The 23,093-nt window shown below is 60.4% G+C and carries 22 protein-coding genes and 1 tRNA gene; 11 read left to right on the forward strand and 12 right to left on the reverse strand.

The features are described 5' to 3' along the window. Nucleotides 1-5: 5 nt before the first annotated feature. The 12 genes from nuoF to rpsO all read right to left on the reverse strand — a co-directional run bounded on the left by nuoF (nt 6) and on the right by rpsO (nt 9,948). Nucleotides 6-1,364, reverse strand: a complete 1,359-nt coding sequence (nuoF, locus tag ACUTR7_RS13125; protein ID WP_034396578.1) for an NADH-quinone oxidoreductase subunit NuoF — start codon at nt 1,362-1,364, stop codon at nt 6-8. Beyond that, nucleotides 1,361-1,852, reverse strand: a complete 492-nt coding sequence (gene nuoE / locus ACUTR7_RS13130) for an NADH-quinone oxidoreductase subunit NuoE (RefSeq protein ID WP_012206975.1) — start codon at nt 1,850-1,852, stop codon at nt 1,361-1,363. The genes nuoF and nuoE overlap by 4 nt, the downstream gene beginning before the upstream one ends. Then, nucleotides 1,849-3,102: an NADH-quinone oxidoreductase subunit D gene (locus ACUTR7_RS13135; RefSeq protein WP_013801061.1), complete on the reverse strand. Its 1,254-nt coding sequence runs from the start codon at nt 3,100-3,102 to the stop codon at nt 1,849-1,851. Before ACUTR7_RS13135 ends, nuoE begins: the two co-directional genes overlap by 4 nt. A gap of 32 nt (nt 3,103-3,134) precedes the next feature. Further along, nucleotides 3,135-3,743: an NADH-quinone oxidoreductase subunit C gene (locus ACUTR7_RS13140; RefSeq protein WP_043783660.1), complete on the reverse strand. Its 609-nt coding sequence runs from the start codon at nt 3,741-3,743 to the stop codon at nt 3,135-3,137. 10 nt (nt 3,744-3,753) lie between these two features. Continuing rightward, entirely contained in the window at nt 3,754-4,233 is a 480-nt protein-coding gene (locus ACUTR7_RS13145) for a NuoB/complex I 20 kDa subunit family protein (RefSeq protein WP_012206978.1), read from the reverse strand. Nucleotides 4,234-4,256: 23 nt separating this feature from the next. Then, entirely contained in the window at nt 4,257-4,616 is a 360-nt protein-coding gene (locus ACUTR7_RS13150) for an NADH-quinone oxidoreductase subunit A (protein WP_012206979.1), read from the reverse strand. Between the two features lie 73 nt (nt 4,617-4,689). Beyond that, nucleotides 4,690-4,774, reverse strand: a tRNA-Leu gene (locus tag ACUTR7_RS13155). Between the two features lie 117 nt (nt 4,775-4,891). Then, a complete protein-coding gene (secG, locus tag ACUTR7_RS13160; RefSeq protein ID WP_012206980.1) occupies nt 4,892-5,284 on the reverse strand; it encodes a preprotein translocase subunit SecG in 393 nt (130 codons plus the stop codon). Nucleotides 5,285-5,342: 58 nt separating this feature from the next. Continuing rightward, a complete protein-coding gene (tpiA, locus tag ACUTR7_RS13165) occupies nt 5,343-6,089 on the reverse strand; it encodes a triose-phosphate isomerase (RefSeq protein WP_013801060.1) in 747 nt (248 codons plus the stop codon). Between the two features lie 2 nt (nt 6,090-6,091). After that, on the reverse strand, nt 6,092-7,093 hold the full coding sequence (locus ACUTR7_RS13170) for an NAD(P)H-quinone oxidoreductase (RefSeq protein WP_012206982.1): 1,002 nt from the start codon (nt 7,091-7,093) through the stop codon (nt 6,092-6,094). A 119-nt stretch (nt 7,094-7,212) separates the two neighbouring features. Beyond that, entirely contained in the window at nt 7,213-9,474 is a 2,262-nt protein-coding gene (gene pnp / locus ACUTR7_RS13175) for a polyribonucleotide nucleotidyltransferase (protein WP_013801059.1), read from the reverse strand. Nucleotides 9,475-9,681: 207 nt separating this feature from the next. Continuing rightward, on the reverse strand, nt 9,682-9,948 hold the full coding sequence (gene rpsO, locus ACUTR7_RS13180) for a 30S ribosomal protein S15 (protein ID WP_012206984.1): 267 nt from the start codon (nt 9,946-9,948) through the stop codon (nt 9,682-9,684). A gap of 802 nt (nt 9,949-10,750) precedes the next feature. Between rpsO and ACUTR7_RS13185 the strand changes: the two genes are divergently transcribed. The 11 genes from ACUTR7_RS13185 to ACUTR7_RS13235 all read left to right on the forward strand — a co-directional run bounded on the left by ACUTR7_RS13185 (nt 10,751) and on the right by ACUTR7_RS13235 (nt 23,069). Further along, nucleotides 10,751-11,314 carry a GspH/FimT family pseudopilin gene (locus ACUTR7_RS13185; protein ID WP_445608986.1) on the forward strand — a complete coding sequence of 188 codons (564 nt, stop codon included), beginning with the start codon at nt 10,751-10,753 and terminating at the stop codon, nt 11,312-11,314. Beyond that, nucleotides 11,305-11,925: a type IV pilus modification protein PilV gene (gene pilV / locus ACUTR7_RS13190; protein WP_445608987.1), complete on the forward strand. Its 621-nt coding sequence runs from the start codon at nt 11,305-11,307 to the stop codon at nt 11,923-11,925. The genes ACUTR7_RS13185 and pilV (ACUTR7_RS13190) overlap by 10 nt, the downstream gene beginning before the upstream one ends. Then, on the forward strand, nt 11,922-12,797 hold the full coding sequence (locus ACUTR7_RS13195; RefSeq protein ID WP_445608988.1) for a PilW family protein: 876 nt from the start codon (nt 11,922-11,924) through the stop codon (nt 12,795-12,797). The genes pilV (ACUTR7_RS13190) and ACUTR7_RS13195 overlap by 4 nt, the downstream gene beginning before the upstream one ends. Further along, entirely contained in the window at nt 12,794-13,558 is a 765-nt protein-coding gene (locus ACUTR7_RS13200) for a pilus assembly PilX family protein (protein WP_445608989.1), read from the forward strand. The genes ACUTR7_RS13195 and ACUTR7_RS13200 overlap by 4 nt, the downstream gene beginning before the upstream one ends. 15 nt (nt 13,559-13,573) lie before the next feature. Continuing rightward, nucleotides 13,574-15,970: a pilus assembly protein gene (locus tag ACUTR7_RS13205; protein ID WP_445608990.1), complete on the forward strand. Its 2,397-nt coding sequence runs from the start codon at nt 13,574-13,576 to the stop codon at nt 15,968-15,970. Between the two features lie 8 nt (nt 15,971-15,978). After that, the gene (locus ACUTR7_RS13210) at nt 15,979-16,404 is read left to right on the forward strand and encodes a type IV pilin protein (RefSeq protein ID WP_445608991.1); all 426 of its coding nucleotides are present in this window, start codon (nt 15,979-15,981) and stop codon (nt 16,402-16,404) included. A 102-nt stretch (nt 16,405-16,506) separates the two neighbouring features. Then, entirely contained in the window at nt 16,507-17,073 is a 567-nt protein-coding gene (locus tag ACUTR7_RS13215) for a GspH/FimT family pseudopilin (protein WP_445608992.1), read from the forward strand. A 20-nt stretch (nt 17,074-17,093) separates the two neighbouring features. Then, the gene (pilV, locus tag ACUTR7_RS13220) at nt 17,094-17,774 is read left to right on the forward strand and encodes a type IV pilus modification protein PilV (protein WP_445609028.1); all 681 of its coding nucleotides are present in this window, start codon (nt 17,094-17,096) and stop codon (nt 17,772-17,774) included. A gap of 62 nt (nt 17,775-17,836) precedes the next feature. Further along, on the forward strand, nt 17,837-18,700 hold the full coding sequence (locus tag ACUTR7_RS13225; protein ID WP_353175037.1) for a PilW family protein: 864 nt from the start codon (nt 17,837-17,839) through the stop codon (nt 18,698-18,700). Between the two features lie 4 nt (nt 18,701-18,704). Next, the gene (locus tag ACUTR7_RS13230) at nt 18,705-19,454 is read left to right on the forward strand and encodes a pilus assembly PilX family protein (protein WP_353174825.1); all 750 of its coding nucleotides are present in this window, start codon (nt 18,705-18,707) and stop codon (nt 19,452-19,454) included. A 69-nt stretch (nt 19,455-19,523) separates the two neighbouring features. Further along, entirely contained in the window at nt 19,524-23,069 is a 3,546-nt protein-coding gene (locus ACUTR7_RS13235; RefSeq protein WP_445608993.1) for a pilus assembly protein, read from the forward strand. Nucleotides 23,070-23,093 lie beyond the last annotated feature (24 nt).

Below are 23,093 nucleotides of genomic sequence, written 5' to 3' on the forward strand. Positions count from 1 at the left end.
CGCGATCAGGCGGCGTGGACCGTCTGCTTGGAAGCGTTCTGGATCTTCGCTTCAAACTCGTGGCGGAAGTGCTTGATCATGGCGCGCACCGGCATCGCTGCCGCATCGCCCAGCGCACAGATCGTGCGCCCCATGATGTTCACGGACACCGAGTCCAACAGCTCGATGTCTTCAGGACGGCCTTCGCCGTGCTCGATTCGGTTGACCACGCGCCACAGCCAGCCCGTGCCTTCGCGGCAAGGGGTGCACTGGCCGCAGGACTCGTGCTGATAGAAGTAGGACAGGCGCAGCAGGCTCTCGACCATGTCGCGCGAGTCGTCCATCACGATCACGGCGCCCGAGCCCAGCATGGAGCCGGCCTTGGCGATGGAATCGTAGTCCATCGTGCATTCCATGATGATGTCAGCCGGCAGCACGGGCGAGGACGATCCACCGGGGATCACCGCCTTGAGCTTGCGGCCCGTGCGCACGCCACCTGCCAGCTCCAGCAGCTTGCTGAAGGGCGTGCCCAGCGGCACTTCGTAGTTGCCGGGCAGGTTGACGTCACCGCTGACCGAGAAGATCTTGGTGCCGCCGTTGTTGGGCTTGCCGCACTCCAGGTACGCAGCGCCGCCGTTGCGGATGATCCAGGGAACGGCCGCAAAGGTTTCGGTGTTGTTGATCGTGGTCGGCTTGCCGTACAGGCCGAAGCTGGCCGGGAACGGCGGCTTGAAGCGCGGCTGGCCCTTCTTGCCTTCCAGCGACTCCAGCAGCGCCGTCTCTTCGCCGCAGATGTAGGCGCCGAAGCCATGGTGCGCGTGCAGCTGGAAGCTGAAGCTGCTGCCCATGATGTTGTCACCCAGGTAGCCGGCGGCGCGGGCTTCCTCCAGCGCGGCCTCGAAGCGCTCATAGGCTTCGAAGATTTCGCCGTGGATGTAGTTGTAGCCTAGGGAGATGCCCATCGCGTAGGCGGCGATGATCATGCCCTCGATCACGATGTGCGGGTTGTGCACCAGGATGTCGCGGTCCTTGCAGGTGCCAGGCTCGCCTTCGTCCGAGTTGCAGACCAGGTGCTTCTGGCCCGGGAACTGGCGGGGCATGAAGCTCCACTTCAGGCCCGTGGGAAAACCTGCGCCGCCGCGGCCGCGCAGGCCCGATTCCTTGACGGTGGCGATCACCTGGTCCTGGGTCAGGCCTTCGCTGCCATCCTTGCCCAGGATCTTGCGCAGCGCCTGATAGCCGCCGCGTGCCTCGTAGTCCTTGATGGACCAGTTGGCGCCGGTCAGGTCGGCGTAGATCTGCGGATTGATGTGGCGGTCGTGAAAGCAGGTCTCGCTGCCCGAAGAGGCAAACTTGGCCAGGACCGATTGTGCGGCGGCGTTCATGCCTTGCCCTCCGCGGCGCGCAGGCCGTCGATCAATTCGTCGAGCTTCTCGTTGCTCATGAAGCTGCACATGCAGCGGTCGTTCACCAGCATCACAGGCGAATCCGCGCAGGCGCCCAGGCACTCGGACTGCTGCAGCGTGAACATGCCATCAGGCGTGGTCTCGCCCATCTTGATGCCCAGGCGGGATTCCAGATGGTGCAGCGCCTTGTAGCCGTCGCGCAGCTGGCAAGGCAGGTTGGTGCAGACGTTCAGCTTGTACGTGCCCGTGGGGCGCTGGTTGTACATGTTGTAGAACGTGGTGACTTCATGCACCGCGATCTCGGCCATGCCCAGGAACTCGGCAATCACGGCCTCGCTCTCGGCGCTGACCCAGCCCTGCTCCTGCTGCACGATGGACAGGCAGGCCATCACGGCAGACTGCTTCTGGTCGGCCGGGTACTTGGCCACCTCGCGCGCAAAGCGCTCCTTGGTCGCTTCGGTAATCATCGGTCAACGTCTCCAAACACGATGTCCAGGGTACTCAGCACCATCACGGCGTCGGCCAGCATGTGGCCTCGGCACATTTCGTCCATGGCGGACAGATTGGCGAATCCCGGCGGACGGATCTTCAGGCGGTAGGGCTTGTTGGCCCCATCGCTCACGATGTAGATGCCGAACTCCCCCTTGGGGTGTTCGATGGCCGCGTAAGCCTCGCCTTCGGGCACGCGGAAACCTTCGGTGAAGAGCTTGAAGTGGTGGATCAGCTCTTCCATGTTGGACTTCATGCCTTCGCGCGGCGGCGGGGCAATCTTGTGGTTGTCCACGATCACCGGGCCCGGGTTGGCACGCAGCCAGTCCACGCACTGCTTGATGATGCGGTTGGACTGGCGCATTTCGGCCACGCGCACCAGGTAGCGGTCGTAGCAGTCGCCGGTCTTGCCCACAGGCACGTCGAAGTCCATGCGGTCATAGACCTCATAGGGCTGCGACTTGCGCATGTCCCAGGCCACGCCGGAGGCACGCAGCATGGGGCCGGTCAGGCCCAGGTTCATGGCACGCTCGGCCGTCACCACGCCGATGTCCACGTTGCGCTGCTTCCAGATGCGGTTGTCGGTCAGCAGGGTCTCGTACTCGTCGGCGCACTTGGGGAAGCGCTGCGTGAAGTCGTCGATGAAGTCCAGCAACGAGCCGTGGCGGTTGCGGTTCATGATCTCGACCGAGCGCGCATTGCGCACCTTGCTGGCCTTGTACTGCGGCATGGTGTCGGGCAGGTCGCGGTAGACGCCGCCCGGACGGAAATAGGCCGCGTGCATGCGCGCGCCCGAAACCGCCTCGTACATGTCCATGAGGTCTTCGCGCTCACGGAAGGTGTAGATCAGCGTCGTGGAGCTGCCCGCATCGTTGCCGCTGGAGCCCAGCCACATCAGGTGATTCATGATGCGGGTGATCTCCGAATACATCACGCGGATGTACTGGGCGCGGATGGGCACCTCGATGCCCAGCAGCTTCTCGATGGCCAGGCAGTAGGCGTGCTCGTTGCACATCATGGACACGTAGTCCAGCCGGTCCATATAGGGCAGCGACTGGATATAGGTCTTGCTCTCTGCCAGTTTTTCTGTCGCACGGTGCAGCAGACCGATGTGCGGGTCTGCGCGCTGCACCACTTCACCGTCGAGCTCCAGCACCAGGCGCAGCACGCCGTGCGCTGCCGGGTGCTGCGGACCAAAGTTCAGGGAATAGTTCTTGATTTCAGCCATGGTCGTCCATCAAAAAGGCGCCTGGAGCGCCTTCAGTGCAGGCCCCCGTAGTTGTCTTCGCGGATGATCCGCGGCGTGATCTCGCGGGGCTCGATGGTGACCGGCTGGTACACCACGCGCTGTTGCTCGGGGTCATAGCGCATTTCCACATGGCCCGACAGCGGGAAGTCCTTGCGGAAGGGATGGCCGATGAAGCCGTAGTCGGTCAGGATGCGGCGCAGGTCGTCATGGCCATCGAAGACGATGCCGAACAGGTCGAACGCCTCGCGCTCGAACCAGTTCGCGCCCGCCCAGACGGAAGTGACGGAAGCCACCACCGGGAAATCGTCGTCGGTGCAAAAGACACGAACGCGCAGGCGCTGGTTCAGGCTGATCGACAGCAGGTGGGATACCACGGCAAAGCGCGGGCCTTCACGCCCGACTTCTGCATAGGTGGAGTAGTCCACGCCGCACAGGTCCACCAGGACCTCGAACCGGCAATCCGGGGCGGTGTGCAGAACCTGCATGGCCTCCAGATACTGGGCGGCGGACACTTCGACCGTCACCTCGCCCAGGGCCACGGTCACGCTGCGCGCCTTGTCGCCCAAGGCAGCAGCCACCACATCCCGAAGCACTTCGGGGTGAATCGCAATAGCAGTCATCATCTAGCCCTTAGACGCGAGCGATGGTATGGGTGCGGCGGATCTTCTGCTGCAGCTGGATGATGCCGTAGATCAGGGCTTCCGCCGTGGGGGGGCAGCCAGGCACATAGACATCGACCGGCACGATGCGGTCACAGCCGCGCACCACGGAATAGCTGTAGTGGTAGTAGCCGCCGCCGTTGGCGCACGAGCCCATGGAGATGACCCAGCGGGGCTCGGACATCTGGTCATAGACCTTGCGCATGGCGGGCGCCATCTTGTTGCACAGGGTGCCGGCCACAATCATCAGGTCCGACTGCCGCGGGCTGGCACGGAAGACTTCCGAGCCAAAGCGACCGATGTCGTAACGCGCCGCCGCAGCGTGCATCATCTCCACCGCGCAGCAGGCCAGACCAAATGTCATGGGCCACAGCGAGCCCGTCTTGGCCCAATTCACCACAGAGTCGTAACTCGTGGTGATGAAGCCTTCTTTCATCACGCCTTCGATCATCGTGTTTCCTTAGTGAACCCGCTTCAGTCCCAGTCCAACGCACCCTTCTTCCATTCGTAGACAAAGCCCACGACGAGAACGGTCAGGAAAATAAGGACAGCGGCGAAACCAGCCCCACCCACGTCCCGAAGCGCAACGGCCCAGGGCAGCAGAAAGGCGATTTCCAAATCAAACAGGATGAACAGGATGGCGACGAGGTAGTAGCGCACATCGAACTTCATGCGCGCGTCTTCGAAGGCCTCGAAGCCACATTCATAGGGGGAGTTCTTGGCGGCATCGGGTCGGTTCGGACCCAGCACATACCCCAGTACCAGGGGGACTACGCCGACACCCATGCCGACGAGAATGAACAAAAGAACGGGAAGATACTGGTCGATGTTCATCGTGTGCGGCTACCTTGAAAGGCATGCCCGCACCGATCAGCCTGATCAGCAGGGCAGGCTCTTAGTTATATCTTGGTGCCGTCGGCGAGACTCGAACTCGCACAGCTTTCGCCACTACCCCCTCAAGATAGCGTGTCTACCAATTTCACCACGACGGCAAGTCTTGATTTCGGCTGGCTCTTTATCTCCGTTGCAAAGATTCCGCCTACCGAACAATCTCTAGATTCTACTCTGAAAAACCCTCGGACCCGGAGGACCGAGGACTTTGTTCGAAATTATTTCGTGGGGATCTGGGCAGCGCCTTCAGCACCGGCAGCAGGCGCCTGGCCTGCAGCAGGAGCAGGCACTTCGCCAGCAGCGCCAGAGGCCGCAGGAGCTGGCGCCGTGATGGGTGCGGCACCTTCCAGCACGCTGCCCGAACTGACGGGACGCGCATTGCTCAGATAGGCCAGCGCCAGCGTGGCCACGAAGAACACCGTGGCCAGGCCTGCCGTGGAGCGCGACAGAAAGTTGGCGCTGCCGGAGGCACCGAACAGGCTGCCGGAGCTGCCGCTGCCGAACGAGGCGCCCATGTCGGCACCCTTGCCGTGTTGAATCAGGATCAGGCCGATCATGCCGAGAGCCGACAGCATCTGAACGGCGAGGATCACGCTTGCGAATGCATTCATTGGTTGTACCTGCTAGTAACGCGAGAGCTAAAAAAGCGAATGGAAAAACCGCCCCGGCTTACTGGGCCGCAGCGATGATGGTCAGGAAATCGGCCGCCTTGAGCGACGCTCCGCCCACCAGGCCACCATCAATGTCGGCCTGGGCCAGCAGCTGGGCTGCATTGGAGGCATTCATGCTGCCGCCGTACAGCAAGGCGATGCGATCGGCCTGCTGGCTGGCAGCCGCCAGCTGGGCGCGCAGCACAGCATGCACCTGCTGGGCCTGCTCCGGCGTGGCGGTCCTGCCGGTGCCAATGGCCCAGACGGGCTCATAGGCCACGACCAGCTCATTGATGCACTGGCCCACCTGGTGGATCACAGCCGCCAGTTGGCGCTTGACCACTTCTTCGGTCTGCCCCGCCTCGCGCTCCGCCAGCGTTTCGCCCACACAGACGATGGGCGTGACGCCCTTGGCCAGCGCAGCCTGCGCCTTCAGCGCCACCACGGCATCGGTTTCGCCATGGTATTGGCGACGCTCCGAGTGCCCCACCAGCGTATAGCGCACGCCAAAATCCCGAAGCATTGCGGCCGACAGCTCGCCCGTATAGGCACCCGATTCATGCTGCGACACGTCCTGCGCGGCCACGCCGATGGCCGAGCCTTCAAGCTCGGCCTGGGCCTGGGCCAGATAGACGGCGGGCACGGCCACAGCCACGCCCGCATTGCCCCCCTCGGGCAGCCCCTCCTTGAGGGCCTTGAGCAAAACGGCATTGGCAGCCAGGCTGCCATTCATCTTCCAGTTGCCGACGATGAGTTTCTTCTTCATGGTTACCACGTCAAAACGATTTTGCCGGTGTGCTGACTCGACTCCATCAGCGCGTGCGCCTTGTCGGCATCAGCGGCAGCAAAGGTGCTATGGATCACAGGACGAATGCCGCCTGCCTCGATGAGCGGCCAGACCTCGCGGCGCAGGGCCTGGGCGATGGCTGCCTTGAAAGCCACAGGCCGCGGACGCAGTGTGGAGCCCGTCACCAGCAGACGGCGACGCAGGACCAGGCCCGCGTCGAACTCCGCCTTGATGCCACCCTGCACCGCAATGATGACCAGGCGGCCATCCTCTGCCAGGCTTTGCACTTCGCGCGCCACATAGCCACCCGCCACCATGTCCAGGATCACGTCCACGCCCCTGCCTTCGGTGATGCGCTGCACCTCCGCGGCAAAGTCCTGCGTACGGTAGTTGATGGCATGGTCGGCACCCAGCTTGAGGCAGTCGGCGCACTTGGCATCGGAGCCAGCGGTCACGATGACCGTGGCGCCGCGCGCCTTGGCCAGCTGGATGGCCGTCACGCCGATGCCGCTGCTGCCGCCCTGCACCAGCAGGGTTTCACCTGCCTGCAAGGCACCGCGGTCGAACACATTGCTCCAGACGGTGAAGAAGGTCTCGGGCAATGCCGAAGCCTCCACCTCGCTGAGCCCTGCCGGGATGGGCAGGCACTGGGCCACGGGCGCAACGCAGTACTCCGCATAGCCACCGCCGGCCAGCAGCGCGCACACGCGGTCTCCCACGCGCAGGCCTGCCAGCCGCATGGCTTCGTCGTCGCCCGACACGATCACCCCGGCCACTTCCAGCCCGGGCAGATCGGAGGCGCCCGGCGGCGGAGCATAGTGCCCCTTGCGCTGCAACACATCAGGGCGATTGACACCACTGGCCGACACCTGGATCAGCAACTCCTGCGCACCCGCAACGGGCAGCGGACGCTCGCCCAGGCGCAATACCTCGGGAGCACCAAAGTCCGTGAGTTCCACGGCACGCATGATTTGCTTTTCCATCTTTCGACCTCGCAATCCCTGTCAAAAATGCCACAAGCGCTGAACAGGTCAGCGCTTTTTGCCAGTCACCACATGCACCTGCAAGGCCACCCCCTTTTGGGCAATGGCCTTGCCGGGCATTACTGCTGCTGTTGCTGTTGCTGCTCGCCCTCGGCAGCCGGACGGCCGCCGTCACGGGGCTCGCGGGGTTCACGCGGCTCGCGGAACTCGCGCTGCTGGCGGGGCTCACGCGGCTGGCGGAACTCACGCTCGGCAGGCGCGGGGCGCTCGCTGCGCTCCATGCCGGCAGGACGCTCGGTCAGCGCCTTCAGCGACAGCTTGACACGACCCTTTTCGTCGGTCTCCATGACCTTGACCTTGATGATCTGGCCTTCCTGCAGGTAGTCGGCGACGCGCTCCACGCGCTCGTGGGCAATCTGGCTGATGTGCAGCAGACCGTCCTTGCCGGGCAGCAGGTTCACAAGAGCGCCGAAGTCCAGGATCTTGGTGACCGGGCCTTCGTAGATCTTGCCGATTTCGACTTCGGCCGTGATCTCTTCGATGCGGCGCTTGGCTTCATCGGCCTTGGCGGCATCGCTGGAAGCGATGGTGATGGTGCCGTCTTCGCCGATGTCGATCTGCGTGCCGGTCTCTTCGGTCAGTGCACGGATGGTGGAGCCGCCCTTGCCGATCACGTCACGGATCTTCTCGGGGTTGATCTTCATCGTGTACAGCTTGGGAGCGAAGGACGAGATCTCGGCCTTGGCTTCGCCCATGGCTTCCTGCATCTTGCCCAGGATGTGCATGCGCGCTTCCTTGGCCTGGGCCAGGGCGACCTGCATGATTTCCTTGGTGATGCCCTGGATCTTGATGTCCATCTGCAGCGCAGTGATGCCGCTGGTCGTGCCGGCCACCTTGAAGTCCATGTCGCCCAGATGATCTTCATCACCCAGGATGTCGGTCAGCACGGCGAAGCGGTTGTCTTCCTTGATCAGGCCCATGGCGATGCCGGCCACGTGGGCCTTCATCGGAACGCCTGCATCCATCATCGACAGGCAGCCGCCGCAGACCGAAGCCATGGACGAGGAGCCGTTGGACTCGGTGATTTCCGACACCACGCGGATGGTGTAGGGGAATTCTTCCTTGCTGGGCAGGCAGGCCGCCAGGGCGCGCTTTGCCAGACGGCCGTGGCCGATTTCGCGGCGCTTGGTCGAGCCCATGCGGCCCACTTCGCCGGTGGCAAAGGGAGGCATGTTGTAGTGGAACAGGAAGCGGTCCTCGAACTCGCCAGCCAGCGCGTCGATGCGCTGCGCGTCGCGCTCGGTGCCCAGCGTGGACACGACCAGGGCCTGCGTCTCGCCGCGCGTGAACAGGGCCGAGCCGTGCGTGCGGGGCAGCACGGAGTTGCGGATTTCGATGGGGCGCACGGTGCGCGTGTCACGGCCGTCGATGCGCGGCTCGCCGGCCAGGATCTGGCTGCGAACGATGCGTGCCTCGATGTCGAACAGCATGCCTTCGACCTTGACGCCGTCGAACTCCACACCCTGGGCCGTCAGGCCGGCCTTCACGGCGGCGTAGGCTTCGCGGCAGGCTTGCGTGCGGCTTTGCTTGTTGCGGATCTGGTAGGCCGTGCGCAGGGCTTCGTCGCCCAGTGCCGCCACCTTGGCGATCAGCTCTTCATCCTTGGCGGGAGCGACCCAGTCCCAGACGGGCTTGCCGGCTTCGCGCACCAATTCATGGATGGCTTCGATGGCGATGCGGCCTTGCTCGTGGCCAAAGACCACGGCGCCCAGCATCACGTCTTCAGGCAGTTGCTGCGCCTCGGACTCCACCATCAGCACGGCGGCTTCGGTACCGGCCACGACCAGATCCATCTGCGAATCCTTGCGCTGGGTCTGACCGGGGTTGAGCACGTACTCGCCATTGATGTAGCCCACGCGGGCGGCACCGATGGGGCCATTGAAGGGAATGCCCGACACGGACAGGGCAGCCGAGGTGGCGATCAGGGCGGCGATGTCGGCATCGACCTCAGGGTTCAGCGACACGGTGTGGATGACCACGTGCACGTCGTTGTAGAAACCTTCGGGGAACAGCGGGCGGATCGGGCGGTCGATCAGGCGGCTGGTCAGGGTTTCGAGTTCGCTGGGCTTGGCTTCGCGCTTGAAGAAGCTGCCGGGAATCTTGCCTGCGGCGTAGGTCTTCTCGATGTAATCGACGGTCAGCGGGAAGAAGTCCTGGCCGGACTTGGCCTGCTTGGACGCCACCACGGTGGCAAGCACCACGGTGTCATCGATGTTGACCAGCACGGCGCCGGAAGCCTGGCGGGCGATCTCGCCGGTTTCCATGGTGACCGTGTGCTGGCCCCACTGGAAGGTCTTGGTGACTTTGTTGAAGATGGACATTGTTGCTCCTTTGGAATGGGTGGACCGATGCACTCATCGGGCCATGATGGAGAGCAATTCAGAACACGATGCCATTCCAGTGCTGGATTCACTGCTATCAAATCAGCAGCATTGGAATGACACAGCTTCGCTCTGTCTTGCATTCTCCGAAGTAAAAAACGCCTGAGCTAGACAGGCTAACTCAGGCGTTTTGATCTCCCACCGTGCTTACTTGCGCAGGCCCAGCTTGGCGATCAGTGCGGTGTAGCGATCAGCGTCCTTGGACTTGAGGTAGTCCAGCAGCTTGCGACGACGGCTCACCATGCGCAGCAGGCCGCGACGACCGTGGTGGTCCTTGGCGTGTTGCTTGAAGTGAGGGGTCAGCTCGTTGATGCGTGCGGTCAGCAGAGCCACTTGCACTTCTGGGCTGCCAGTATCGTTGGCAGAGCGTGCGTTGGACTTGACGACTTCAGCCTTAACGGAAGATGCGATCATTTTTTTCCTTTGAAATTGGCCCCTCACAGACAAAAGCAGGGAGGCAGCCTTGGTTACTTGCGCCGGGACTGGAAAGGCCCCGACGTGCGTCTTGCACCATGCAAAACCCTGGGATTATAACAAGCGCGCCCTGTCCAGCATCCACACATGCTTTGTGACCCCACACCGCGCCGGCCGACAGCCCGCCCAGAATGCCGCAAAGCCTGCAGACATTCATAGATCACGGGAGGGCAACACCATGGCAACGCGTTTTTCATTCACTGCTGCAACCTGGCGCGCACATCGGCAGCAATCCACCCTGCTCTGCCTGGTCGCGGCCCTTTGCCTGGCCCTGCCGGCCCAGGCGAGCCCTCACCGCTCCGACACATCGGCTGCGCAAGGCGCCAAGCGTAAAAAGGTCGGACAGCGGGTCCGCGTTCCAACCCACCGCAGCAGCTCCGAGGAATCGCCCGAACAACGCGACAGGCGGCTGTACCGCGAATGCCAGGGCCGGCACAACGCCGGGGCATGCGCCGGATATACCCGGCCGCCACCCGGCAGACAGCAGCGTTGAGCGTTCCCCCAACAAAAAAACAGTCCTACCCCGGAGTCCGATAGCGGCAAAGCCGGCAATACCTTGTCACCATTGGATTTTTTGACGCATCGTCATGCCGGATGACCCTGCACCAACGGCACGACTCCTAATTGTTGAGGGCAGAAACAGATTTGTCTGAAAGACATGTACGAACAACCCCAATAGATTGAGCGGCGCGCAAGGACAACCAGCGCTTCGCAAGCAGATCGACGGGGAGGGATTCAAGACATGTCATCGACCTGGCCTCAGGCCCACCCGGGCGCAAAAGGCTTCACGGCCATCGAGCTGATGGTGGTCGTCGCCATCCTCGCCGTGCTCACCACGCTGGCAGCACCCAGCTTCCACCTCATCATCGAGCGATGGCGCGTTCGCCAGACCGTGGAGGGCCTGCAGTCGACGCTGCAATACGCGCGCTCCGAAGCCGTCCGGCGCGGGGGCGGCGTCTTCATCCAGAAACTGCCCCAAGGCACCAACGGCTGCACTCTGGCTGCACGTCACGCGGACTGGGGCTGCGGCTGGGTGGTGTTCGTTGACCGCAATGGCAACAAGCGCTGGGATCCCCGGGAAGAACTGCAGCGCTTCGACACTCCCGCTCGCACCCTTGTCATCCGCTCCAGATCCGCCGCCATCATCAGTGTGGACCAGTGGGGGCAAATGGGTGGATTCACTGCCATGGGCTTCGCCGTCGCCCCGTCTTCCGCCGGCCTCGTCTCCGCTGCAGCAAAAGGCATCTGCGTTTCGTCCGGCGGACGTATCCGGGTGGTCGGCCGGGAGGGCATTCCATGCGCCTGACAAGCACCCAAGCTCGGCACGCCAATGGCTTCACCCTGATCGAAACCCTGGTTGCCACCGTCGTCACGGCCTTGGGTGTTCTAGGAATCCTGAGCCTGCAGATGCGCACCCTGGCCGACACCCAAAGCGGCGTACGCCGCGCTCAGGCCATCCGGCTGATCGAAGACTTCAGCGAGCGCACCCACGCCAATCCCAATTCCCTCGGGCAGATGGGCAATTACGAATCCGATTGGGATCACACCCCTGAATCCACCGCCGACTGCAGCGCCACACCATGCGACCCGGAAACGCTGGCCAGCTACAACCTCGCGCTGTGGAAGGCTTCCGTGCACCAACTGCTGCCAGGCGGAGCAGCCAAGGTCTTCCCTGCAAAAGACGACACCAGCAACGGGCGGCACCTGGGCATCGTGATCAGCTGGCGTGAAAACGAGAAATCCAGCAAAGCCGGCTACAAAAAACCCATCGGACTCCATAGCGATGGCACACACGGCGACGAAGCCATGGCCTGCCCCACCGGCAGAACCTGCCACCTGCAGTACATAGCGCTCAGCGCTCGTTGCGCGCCATATCTTGCCAACAACGCAGTCCAGCTCTTCTGCGCAAGCCCATGAAGCACACCCACATCGCCGCCGCAACGCTGGTGCAGCCTGGTCAACGGGGCTTGAGCTTGGTCGAACTGCTGGTGGGCCTTCTCCTGGGACTGTTGATCATCGGTGTGGCCCTGGGCGCACTCATGGCATCACGCGCCGTCTCCGGCACCGTCAGCGATGCCAGCCATCTGCAGCAGCAGGCATCCCACATCTTCCGGGTCATGGGCCGGCAGATCCGGCAGGCGGGGTCTCTTCGGCTGCTTCTCTCGTCTGCAAAACAGGGAACAGACACCGTTGACGTGGCGGACCCCGTTGCATTCGAGGCGAGCGCACAAGATTTCAACCCTGCGCACGACACCATCCTGGGCCTTGATGCGCCAGGCCGCGCTCAATACAAGCTCACCGTGGGCTACAGCAACTACACGCAACCGCTGCACGGCTCGGCCATCGAAACTTCACTGCAGCGCAATTGCCTGGGCCAGGCCAACAGCCACAACCTGATCCTGAGCCGCTTTGCGCTGGACGCCCGCAAAAACACCCTGCGCTGCACCGGAGCACCCTCTGCAGGAGCCCAGCCACTGGCCCAGAACGTCGCCAACTTCCAGGTGCGCTATCTGATCCAGTCGCCGAAAGGTGATGCACGCCTGCAGTACGTCAACGCAGCCGCCGTGGGCCAGGACTGGTCACGCGTCGTTGCCGCCGAGGTCTGTCTGGTGCTTTTCGGGATCGAAGTCATCAACATGCCCGCCGACAGCCGCTACACCGATTGCGCAAGCAGTGACGGCACAGCCGAATCCATCGACATGACCACGCTGCCGGCGCCCAGGACCCGGCGCCTGCACATGGTCTTTCGCAGCGTGTATCAGTTGCGCAGCCAGGGGATGGCTGGATGACCGCCAAAGCAGCAGGCATGCGGCATGCCCACACCTGTGCCGCGCAGCGCCAGAAAGGCGTCGCACTGTTCATCGTGATCACCCTGGTCATGCTTTCCATGCTGCTGGCACTTTGGGCATCGCGCAGCGCCCTGTTCAACGAAATGTTCGTGGGCAACGATGCCGACTACCAACGCGCCCTCGAAGCTGCACAGGCATTGCTGCAGGATGCCGAACTGGACATTCGAGGCGAACAGGCCAACGGCGCCGCCTGCATCGCCAACAGCATCCGTCCATCCGTCTGCCGCAACGCTGCAACCATCACCCAGTTTCCCCAGGAAACCCAGCAGGTAGGTCTGCTGCTGGCCAACCTGAACCGAGCCACCCCCACAAGCTGCCGAGACGCCCTGTGCACCAAGCGCACAGGGCCTCAGGACTTCTGGAACAACGTGGACGACACCAAAGGGATCACGCTGAGCCAGATGACCGCCCCCGATGTAGCCGCACGCTATGGCCAGTTCACGGGCGCCATTTCTGAAGGCAAGAGCAATCCCATCCTGGCAAACCGTGAGACAGGAAAGGGGGGGTGGTACTGGATAGAGATCCTGCCCTATGACGCCAACGCAGGGAACTCAGGTCTCATCGACAACGACTCTCCACGTCTGGCCCTCTACATGCAGCCCCAGGTGATCTATCGCATCACAGCCATCGCTCACGGCCGCAAGAGCGGCACCCAGGTGGTGCTGCAACAGACCTATGTCCGCCAGAAGCGCCGCGACTGATTCAGAACGTCTGACATGCCTTATCTCTTCCACCCTGGGTTCCGCCCCCTCCTGCTGCCAGCCGTGATCGCCGCACTCCTGGCCGCGCAAAACAGCCAAGCCCAACGTTTCTCTGAGGCAGGCACGCCAGTTTCCCCGGCGCAAAGAGAAGACAAAGAATTTGCCACGCCCATTGAAGACTGCCCGACAGGCCAGCCAGCCAATGCCAAGGGCCGCAGCAGCTCCGCCACTTCCAACGGCAGCGTGATTGCACAAGCAGGCGTGGACATATTCACGGCACGCTACAGCGCCAAAGCTGCCTGGAGCGGCTGGATCAACGCAGAAACGGTCCAAGCCGACGGGAGCATCACCGCAGCAGCCGGCTGGCAAGGCAAAAGCACGGCTGACCACCTGGATGCACTCAGTGATCAACAGGTACTCAATGAGCGCCTGATCCTCACCTGGAGTGACAGACTGCAAAGGGGCGTGTCTTTCCAATGGCATGAGCTGGACCGCCCACAGAAGGCCTCTTTCAGCGTCGATGCCGAAGGCAGGGCAGACAAACTGGGCAAGCACAGGTTCAACTTCATACGCGGCGACCGCCGCATGGAAGCTGCGGGACAACCGCCGCGCCCTGACCCGGCCCACCCTTTTCGCCAACGCGGCTCGCGCCAGGGCGATATCGTCAACTCCCAGATCTGGCACACCGGCCGCCCCGTGGACAACTCGCCTTTGCCGGGCTACGCAGCCTATACGCTCGCCCAGCAGAAGCGCCAGCCCATGATTTACGTGGGCGGCAACGACGGCATGCTGCACGGCTTTTCTGCCACTGACGGCAGCGAGAAGATCGCCTACATCCCCCGTGGCGTGATTTCGGGGCTGGCACGCCTTTCCGACCTCGATTACGACACCCGGCATCGCTACTTCGTGGATGGCTCTGCCATGAGCGGCGACATCAACTCAGGCAGCCATGCATCCCCGCAGTGGCGCACCGTGCTGGCAGGCATGCCGGGCGCCGGTGCCAAAGGCTACTTTGTGCTGGACATCACGCACCCAGAGGCTTTCAACGAACACGGCGCCGGCACGCTGGTCCTGCTGGACCGCACCCAGACCCGCAACAGCGATCCCGGTGACTGCGCCATCTCCGCCGACCTCTGGCAGCGCACCACTTGCCAGCAAGACAAGGACCTGGGCCATATCCTTGCAGCCCCCGTGCGGGACGATGCCAACCCGCAACGCAGCATCCAGATCACGCAGTTGAACAACAACCGCTGGGCTCTGGTGACGGGCAACGGCTACCACAGCATCAACCAGCGACCCGTGCTGCTGATCCAGTACCTCGATGGCAACCAGGAGCTGCTGCGCATCGTGGCCACAGGCGACATCCCCACCGGCACCACACCAGAGACCACCAGCAATGGGCTCTCCGCACCACGCCTCGTTGACATCAATGGCGATGGCCGGCCCGACGTGGTCTATGCGGGCGACCTCCAGGGCAATCTGTGGAAATTCATCATCGCCAGCGATGCCTCCTCCGCTTGGAGCGTGGCCTTCGACGGCCGGCCGCTGTACACCGCCATGGGTGGCAGTTCGCCAACGGCCTCTCCCGCGCTGCGCCAGCCTATTACCGCCCCTGCGTCCGTGCGAGCCAATGACCGGTACAGCGTCACCACAGAACCCAAAGGAAGCGATGAACGCGTGACTGTGGGCGGCATGCTGGTGGCATTCGGCACAGGACGCAACATCAACCAGCAGGACACTGGCATTACGGCGGTGCAGAGCATCTATTCCATCCTCGACAACACCCGCTACAAGCTGCTCGCGGACGGCCGGGTACAGCCTTGCACGGGTGACCCGGACTCTGAGTGCAAGCTGCCTACAGGGGAGCGTCCAGCCCCTGTATCCGGCATCGGTGAGCTGGCCAAACGCTCGGTGAACCCCCAGACGCAAGGGATCGTAGGCCGTGGCACCTGGCGAGTGGACTCCACCACCGACCTCGACTGGACGCGGCACAAAGGCTGGTACATGGACCTTCCCCTGTCAGGCGAGCGCCTGCTCAAGCCGATGAGCTTCTACGACGGCAGCAACCTCCTCGCGATCTACAGCCAGATACCCGCAAGATCCTCCAAGCGTCCTGGTGAAGCCATAAACCGTCCCGCTGACGCCTGCAATGTGAGCGAGGAAAGCCAATTTCTGACGCTCATGAACATCATGGATGGCAAGCGGCCCAGTGTTCCATTGATGGACAGCAACGGCGACGGCGTCTACGACACGGCGGATCAGGAAGCCTCGCGCGCAACCGTCTCCGGGGGATCCCAGACATTGCTCAACAAAGGCCATCACGCCATTGGCTACGACACCGATGGCCGCCGCAACGTCATCGCCCGCATGCCCGAGCAATCCCTGCGCCCCAGCTGGCGCCAAATGAAATGAGCCGCACAATGCGCCACCCTCCTCCCCCGGGCTTCACACTCATAGAACTCATGATCGTCGTAGCCGTCATAGTCATCCTCGGCACCGTCGCCGTGCCCAGCTACAACGAATACATTCGCGGAGTCCACCGTGCCGATGCCCGCGCCGGCCTGCTGCAGGCCCAGCAATGGCTGGAGCGCGCAGCCACGGCCAACGGGGTCTACCCCACCACGCTCCCCGTCGATCTGACCTGGGCCCGCGACTCCAGCAAGCGCTACACCATCGACTTTTTGGCAACCAGCGGCCAAGACGCCGACACTTACACCCTGATTGCCACGCGCCGTGGCTCCCAGCTCAACGACCGATGCGGCGATTTCACACTGACCCATACGGGCGAGCGCGATGCGCTCGGCCTGGGTGTGAATACCACTGCAGTGGAGTGCTGGGGGCGCTAGGGGCAAGTCACTACGGATCGCGCATTGGCCACTCATCCATCGGCCAACTCCGTTCATCCGGTTACATTCCCAGCCAGGACATGCGATGCCTAGCATTCGCGCATGCTCGCATTGCTTCCACAAAGGCTGTCCCCCCCCCACACGACACCCGCCCAGGGCTTCAGGGGATTTACCACTCTTGAACTTCTGGTGGTGATTGCCGTCCTGGCAATACTTACCTCCCTTGCTGCTCCCAGTTTCACTCCTTTGATGGAACGCTGGCGTGTACGCCAGATTGCTGAGGACCTTCAGGCAACGATCTACTTTGCACGCTCGGAAGCTATTAAGCGCGGCGGCAACATCGCCATCACCAAAACGGCCAACGGCAACGGCTGCACCAATGCGACGGGCAATACTCAGTGGGGCTGCGGGTGGCAGGTACTGACCGGCAGTACCGTACTGCAACAGACCTCATCCCCCAGTCGCATTCAAGTTACTCTGAGCAACAGCACTGGGTCCATCACAGTGGACCGTTGGGGCATGCTTTCTCACGATGGTGGGACTGCCAGCGCCATGGACTTTCTGATTACGTCTCAGGGCAAGGCTTCCAGCGACACCAGCTCAGTCCGGCTTTGCACGGGTACAGGCGGGCGAATCACGAGGTTGAAGGGCAGCGAATCATGCTCTTGAGCCGCTCCAATCAATACACCATGCACCAATCACACGCCACCCCTTTTCGCCGTCAGCGAGGCCTTACGCTGATTGAATCCCTGGTTGCCATTGTCGTGGCGGCGTTGGGCATCCTGGGCATCTTGGGTACCCAGATGCGAACCCTGACAGATACCCAGACCACGGTTCGACGTGGACAAGCCATACGACTGATAGAGGATCTCAGTGAGCGCCTGAAGGTGAATCCCAATGCATTGGCAGGCTTCAGTGCTTATGTCTCCAACTTCGGCACCACACCGTCGCCTGGCGACTGCGCAACCGCTCCATGCGACCGTGCGGGTCTGGCAGCCTACGACCTTGGCATCTGGAAACAAGCCGTCAAAGACGATCTTCCCTTGGGGCAGGCCAATATCTTTCTTGCACCCGGTGAATCGGCGGATGCCAACCGCCGTCAGATTGGCGTGATGATCGCCTGGCGCGAGAACGAGCGGGATCTATCCGACAGCGATGACGACAACAAAAAAGCCTACAAGGACAATATTGATGCGACAAAGGTTCGTGCCACCGATGGCACGCTGAGTGCAGGCAGCGGAACCGACACAGCAAATTCATGCCCGAGCGGCTACACCTGTCATCTTCAATACATACCTCTGCCCGCCCGGTGCGCCCCCTATTTCGGAAGCGGCAGTCTGACGCCTCAATACTTCTGCCCAGGATCCTGAATATGCCTCAACGCACCAAATTTCGAACTTTGCCGGCATCAAGAAGCCGATACCAAGGTCATATGCGGAGCTTGCCAACATTACAACAGGGATTCACATTGATCGAGTTGATGGTGGGCATTGCCATCGGGCTGCTTGTCATCGCCGTATCCATGGCCGCGCTGATGGTGTCCCGCAGTGTTTCAGGAACAGTAAGCGATGCCAGCGGTATCCAGCAGCAGTCTGCCTATGTTATGCGGATCATCGGCCTTCAAATGCGTCAAGCCGGCTCCCTGTATCTGAACCTCGATCCCGGCAATCTAAAAACAGGGTATGCATACGCGAGAGGGGTTGCCTTTGAAACAACGGCAGAAGGCGGCTCCGGCATGAACTTCGATCCCTCAACCGATACAATTCAAGGTACTGCTTCGCCTGTCACACTTTCAATTGGCTATCGTCGCTACAAGGAGCCCGTTTACACGCATGCAGCCGAGCAAGCTTTGGCGCGCAACTGCCTAGGAGGGCCAGACAACGACAGCTCAGACGCGCGAATAGACAATGTTTTCCAACTTAACGGCAATCAACTTCAATGCAGTGGCAATGGAGACAACGCGCAAACCTTAGCACAGAATGTGAGTAATTTTCAGATCCGCTATCTGGCTCAGAACAATAAAACTCCGGGCAACCCTCTTATACAGTATGTCGCTGCGGCTGATACAGAAAAATGGAATGCGCAACAATGGGCCATGGTGCAGGCAGTGGAAGTCTGCCTGGTTGTCTATGGAAACGAACCCATTGATGTGCCATCCGGAAGCACGTATGTTGACTGCGATGGCAAAGCCGTGGATATGACCAAGCTCACAGGACAACGGGCTCGCCGCATGCACATTGCCTATCGCAACGTCTTCCAGCTGCGTAGCCAGGGCCTTGTCGGTTCTGTACTCTGAAATCATGAAAAAATCTGCAATGCTCCGCAAGACTTGCCGCAGCGCCTTTCAACAGCAGCGTGGCGTAGCACTGTTCGTTGTCATCATATTCGTCATGCTTTCCATGCTGTTGGCGCTCTGGGCCACACGCACCTCCATTTTCAATGAGATGGTGGTTGGCAATGATGCTGATTATCAGCGCGCCTATGAAGCCGCCCAGGCACTATTACAGGATGCGGAATTGGACATTCGCGGCGAAAATTCCGACGGTACATCATGCATTGGTGAAGCCGATGTATGCCGAAAGACCACTGCAGCAAAGATTCCGCTCGAAACCCAGGAAATTGCCCCTTTACTATCAAGTGTGGCGTCAATGTGCAGCCAAGGCCTTTGCAGCAAGCGCGATGGCAAACAAGATTTCTGGAACAACAGCGACGAAAAACTGGGCCTGACACTGGCGCAAATGGCAAAGGCAGGGGTCGGCGCGCGATACGGCCAGTACACAGGAGCCTCCCTGGGGTCAACTAGCAAGCCCGCTAACCCCATACTTGCCGACACCAGTGCCGCCAATCGTGGAGGATGGTACTGGATCGAAGTGCTTCCTTATCTGGACACAAAAAATATGGGTCTCATTACCGACAATCCCAAAAACTTTCTGGCACTCAACCTCAAGCCCAATATTGTGTACCGCATCACCACACTGGCTTATGGCCGCAAGCCCAATACCATGGTCGTTCTGCAGCAAACCTACGCGCAGCAAAAACGCAAGGACTAGGCCCCTGACTCATCAACTGCATTCGCCAAACTATCCAACATGCCCGGCATGAATATCAGAGAAGCAGCCATGAAACGTACGCCCCAGATAATCCCACATCTTTCCCCCCGTACCCTGCTTTCCTTGGCAGTTGCTGCAGCGTTACCGCAAGGCGCATGGGCTCTGGACCTGGCACAATCGCCGCCAGGCACTAAAGAGCCTTATGTCGCACCCAACGTCATCATTTCTATTGATGACTCCGGAAGCATGGACTTTCGCCTGGATGCCGAAAACGCTAGTGGGGTGAGCAACCAGACCACCCCCAATACGGATGGCACATGGCCAATGAACAGCCGCCGCGTCAATGTTCTGAAATACGCCCTCATCGGAACAAAAGGAGTCGGCGGTATTTTAAGAGATACCACATTGTTACCTGATAGAAAGATTCGAGTTGCTTGGCAGGCCATGTGGAATAACGGAGGCTCTCCCGGCGCTAGCAGCGTGGACAGTGCGCAGATGAATACGAATTCGATGCGTCCGCTGGAAAACACGCATCGATCGAATTTCATTTCCTTCATCAATAATCTGGATCCTAACAATGGCACGCCGTCGCATCTCATGTTCAGCCAAGCTGATAGCTACATGCGGCGCAAGCTTAGCAAGGACAGCCCATGGGCCAGCGACCCGGGTAACACGGGAGCCCCCTACCTTGCCTGCCGACGCAACTACCACATCATGATGACCGATGGACGCTGGAACGGCACGGCAACCAGCGTTCCAGACAGCACTCGACGGGACAACGCCAGCAACCTTGTTTTGAACGACAAGATGGTGTACGGAGGCAGCACGACAGCTGACAGGCAAAAGTCGGCGCTCTACCGCGATACGTCAGGCGGTACGACCCTGGCAGATTGGGCCTTCTATAGCTGGGCGACCCCGATGCAGACCGCAGGCTTGACAGGAACCATGCAGCCTACCGCTGACTACCGCAAGGCTCCGTCCACTGAAACCTTCAACTCAGGCAGCACGTCCACCACACTCGATCGCTACTGGAACCCACGCTACAACCCTGCCACCTGGCCACACATGGTGACTTACACCATCGGCTTCAGCAGGATGGCCTTTAACTGGAACTATGCCAGCATTACAGCGCCATCTCAGATGGTGCCATTTGGCTATGACGGGAGCTTCCCAAGTTTGGCCAATGGCACTGTCACTTGGCCTAACCTGACCTCCAGCACCGAAACACGCAATGCCCTGGATCTCTGGCACGCGGCCCTCAATGGCCGAGGCCGCTTCTACGCCGTGGAAAAAGGCGAGGACCTCGAAAAGGCCTTCCGCGAGATCTTCGGGCAGATCAATACGCAGACTGAACCCGATCTGACCTCCACAGCCACCAGTGGATCCAACGCATCGCGCAATGACGTTGGCAAGTTTACAGGCGCATATGAGCCCCAGAATTTCTGGAAAGGCTTCGTCACCGCTGAAACTGTGCAAAAGGACGGAACGACGGTAGCAGCCAAGAGCTGGGAGGGCACGAATACGGCGGACAAATTGGATTCCATAACAGATCTCAATACACGCCTTATTTTGACCTGGAGCGACAAATGGGAAACCACGAAATACAAAGGTGGTGTTCCATTCAAATGGTCCACCGATGACTCCAACCTGAGCACATTTCAGAAATCTCTACTGGGCTTGAATCCTACCGATTCGGCGGTGAAGGTTTCAACCAACACTCAGAACATCATCAACTACATCCGAGGCGATCGCCGCCTGGAGGGGTCAGATTCCGACGGCTATACCACATCAAAACCTTTCCGGGAACGAAAGAGCCGCCAGGGTGACATCATCAACTCAGTTGTCTGGTACACCGCAAAGCCTTCCAGCAATTACTCCTTTCCAGGATATCTCGATTTTGTGAGTGGCAGCACGCGCGCCGCCATGATTTACGTAGGTGGAAATGATGGAATGCTGCACGGCTTCTCTGCCGTGGATGGCACTGAAAAAATAGCCTATATCCCCAGAGGAATTATTCCATCCATAAAGCAACTATCCAACCCTGAGTTCAATAGCACACACAGATATTTTGTAGATGGTTCCCCCATGACGGGAGACATCTTACTCGGTACGGGCGCCAACTCCTACTGGCGAACCATGCTTGTTGGAACCTTGGGCGCCGGAGGAAAAGGCTACTTTGTGCTGGACGTTACCAACCCGGCGAGCACCAATACCTCAGGAGGAACACCTGGTTTCTCGGAAGCCAATGCACAACAACTAGTCAGGCTGGATCGCACACGTGATTCATTGGAAACCCTCACATGTACGCTGGACGGTATGAGCACTGCTGAAAAAGCGGCATGCAATGCCGCGGCAACGGAAGACATGGACATCGGGCACATTACTTCTCGGCCAGTGCTTGATGAAAACGATCCCATGCGCACGACGCAGATCACGTTGATGAACAATAACCGCTGGGCCGTAGTCATGGGCAATGGATACAATAGTTCCAATCAACGTCCAGTTCTGCTGATTCAGTACCTGGATGGAGCCCAGGAACTGCTACGCATCCCGGTCACTACCGACACAGCAGGCACTGGTGTAGCGGCAGACAATGGGTTGGCAGCTCCAAGCTTGGTTGATATCAATGGCGATGGTCGACCAGACATCGTTTATGCCGGCGATAATCTTGGCAACCTCTGGAAGTTTGACATCACCAGCGACACCAGCAGCAAATGGCAGGTAGCTCTCAGTGGCCACCCCCTCTTCACGGCAAGGGGCCCGACGGCGTTGAATTCATCATCCCGCACCAATGTTCAACCTATAACGATTGCGCCCACCGTACGGTCCAATGATCGCAAAATGACTACTGGCACTGGTACCAAGATCAAAACTCTGCCAGTGGGCGGGATGATGGTAGCCTTCGGCACCGGTCGCAACGTCACGAAGGATGACCCCAACAGCATTCAAGTACAGACACTGTATTCCGTGTTGGACGAAACACGCTATCGTTTTGCCAACGAGAACAAAACGCTGATTGAAGTCCATCCGGGTGATGCATCCTGCGAGCGAGGATCAGATTGCATCCCTACGCCAAAAGCCCGAGGAATAGGTGTAACAAATGCCAAGTTGGCACAACAAGCCTTTCAAGAACTAGGCAATGGAGATTTCGCAACCGTCAACGCCACAGACGATCTGAAAATTGACACCTGGAAGGATTTTAATGGCTGGTATATAGACATGCCAGCCATTGGAGAGCGCCTGCTAAAGCCTCTGGAATTCTATGATGGCAGCAATATTTTGGTCATGTATTCACAAGTTCCGGCAAAGGGCTCAAATGTGGACGTCAGCATAGAAAGCTGCGAATCCTCTTCTGTAGACGAAGAGCGCCAATACCGCACACTCATCAATATCATGGATGGAAAACGGCCAACCATTCAGATCGTGGACAAGAACAAAGATGGATACTACAACAGTGCTGACGAGGCTGTTTCACGCGCAAAGGTAAGCAAGGGAGCACACAATCTAATCACGCAAAAGAATAAGATTCTTGATATTGACGCTAAGAATAACAAGGAAGCCCTTGCACCCATGCCGGAAGAATCCTTGCGCCCCAGCTGGCGCCAGCTCAAATGACTCTGGCCCGCTTTTTAGTTATCT

Source organism: Delftia sp. NA_296.1, from assembly GCF_052692095.1.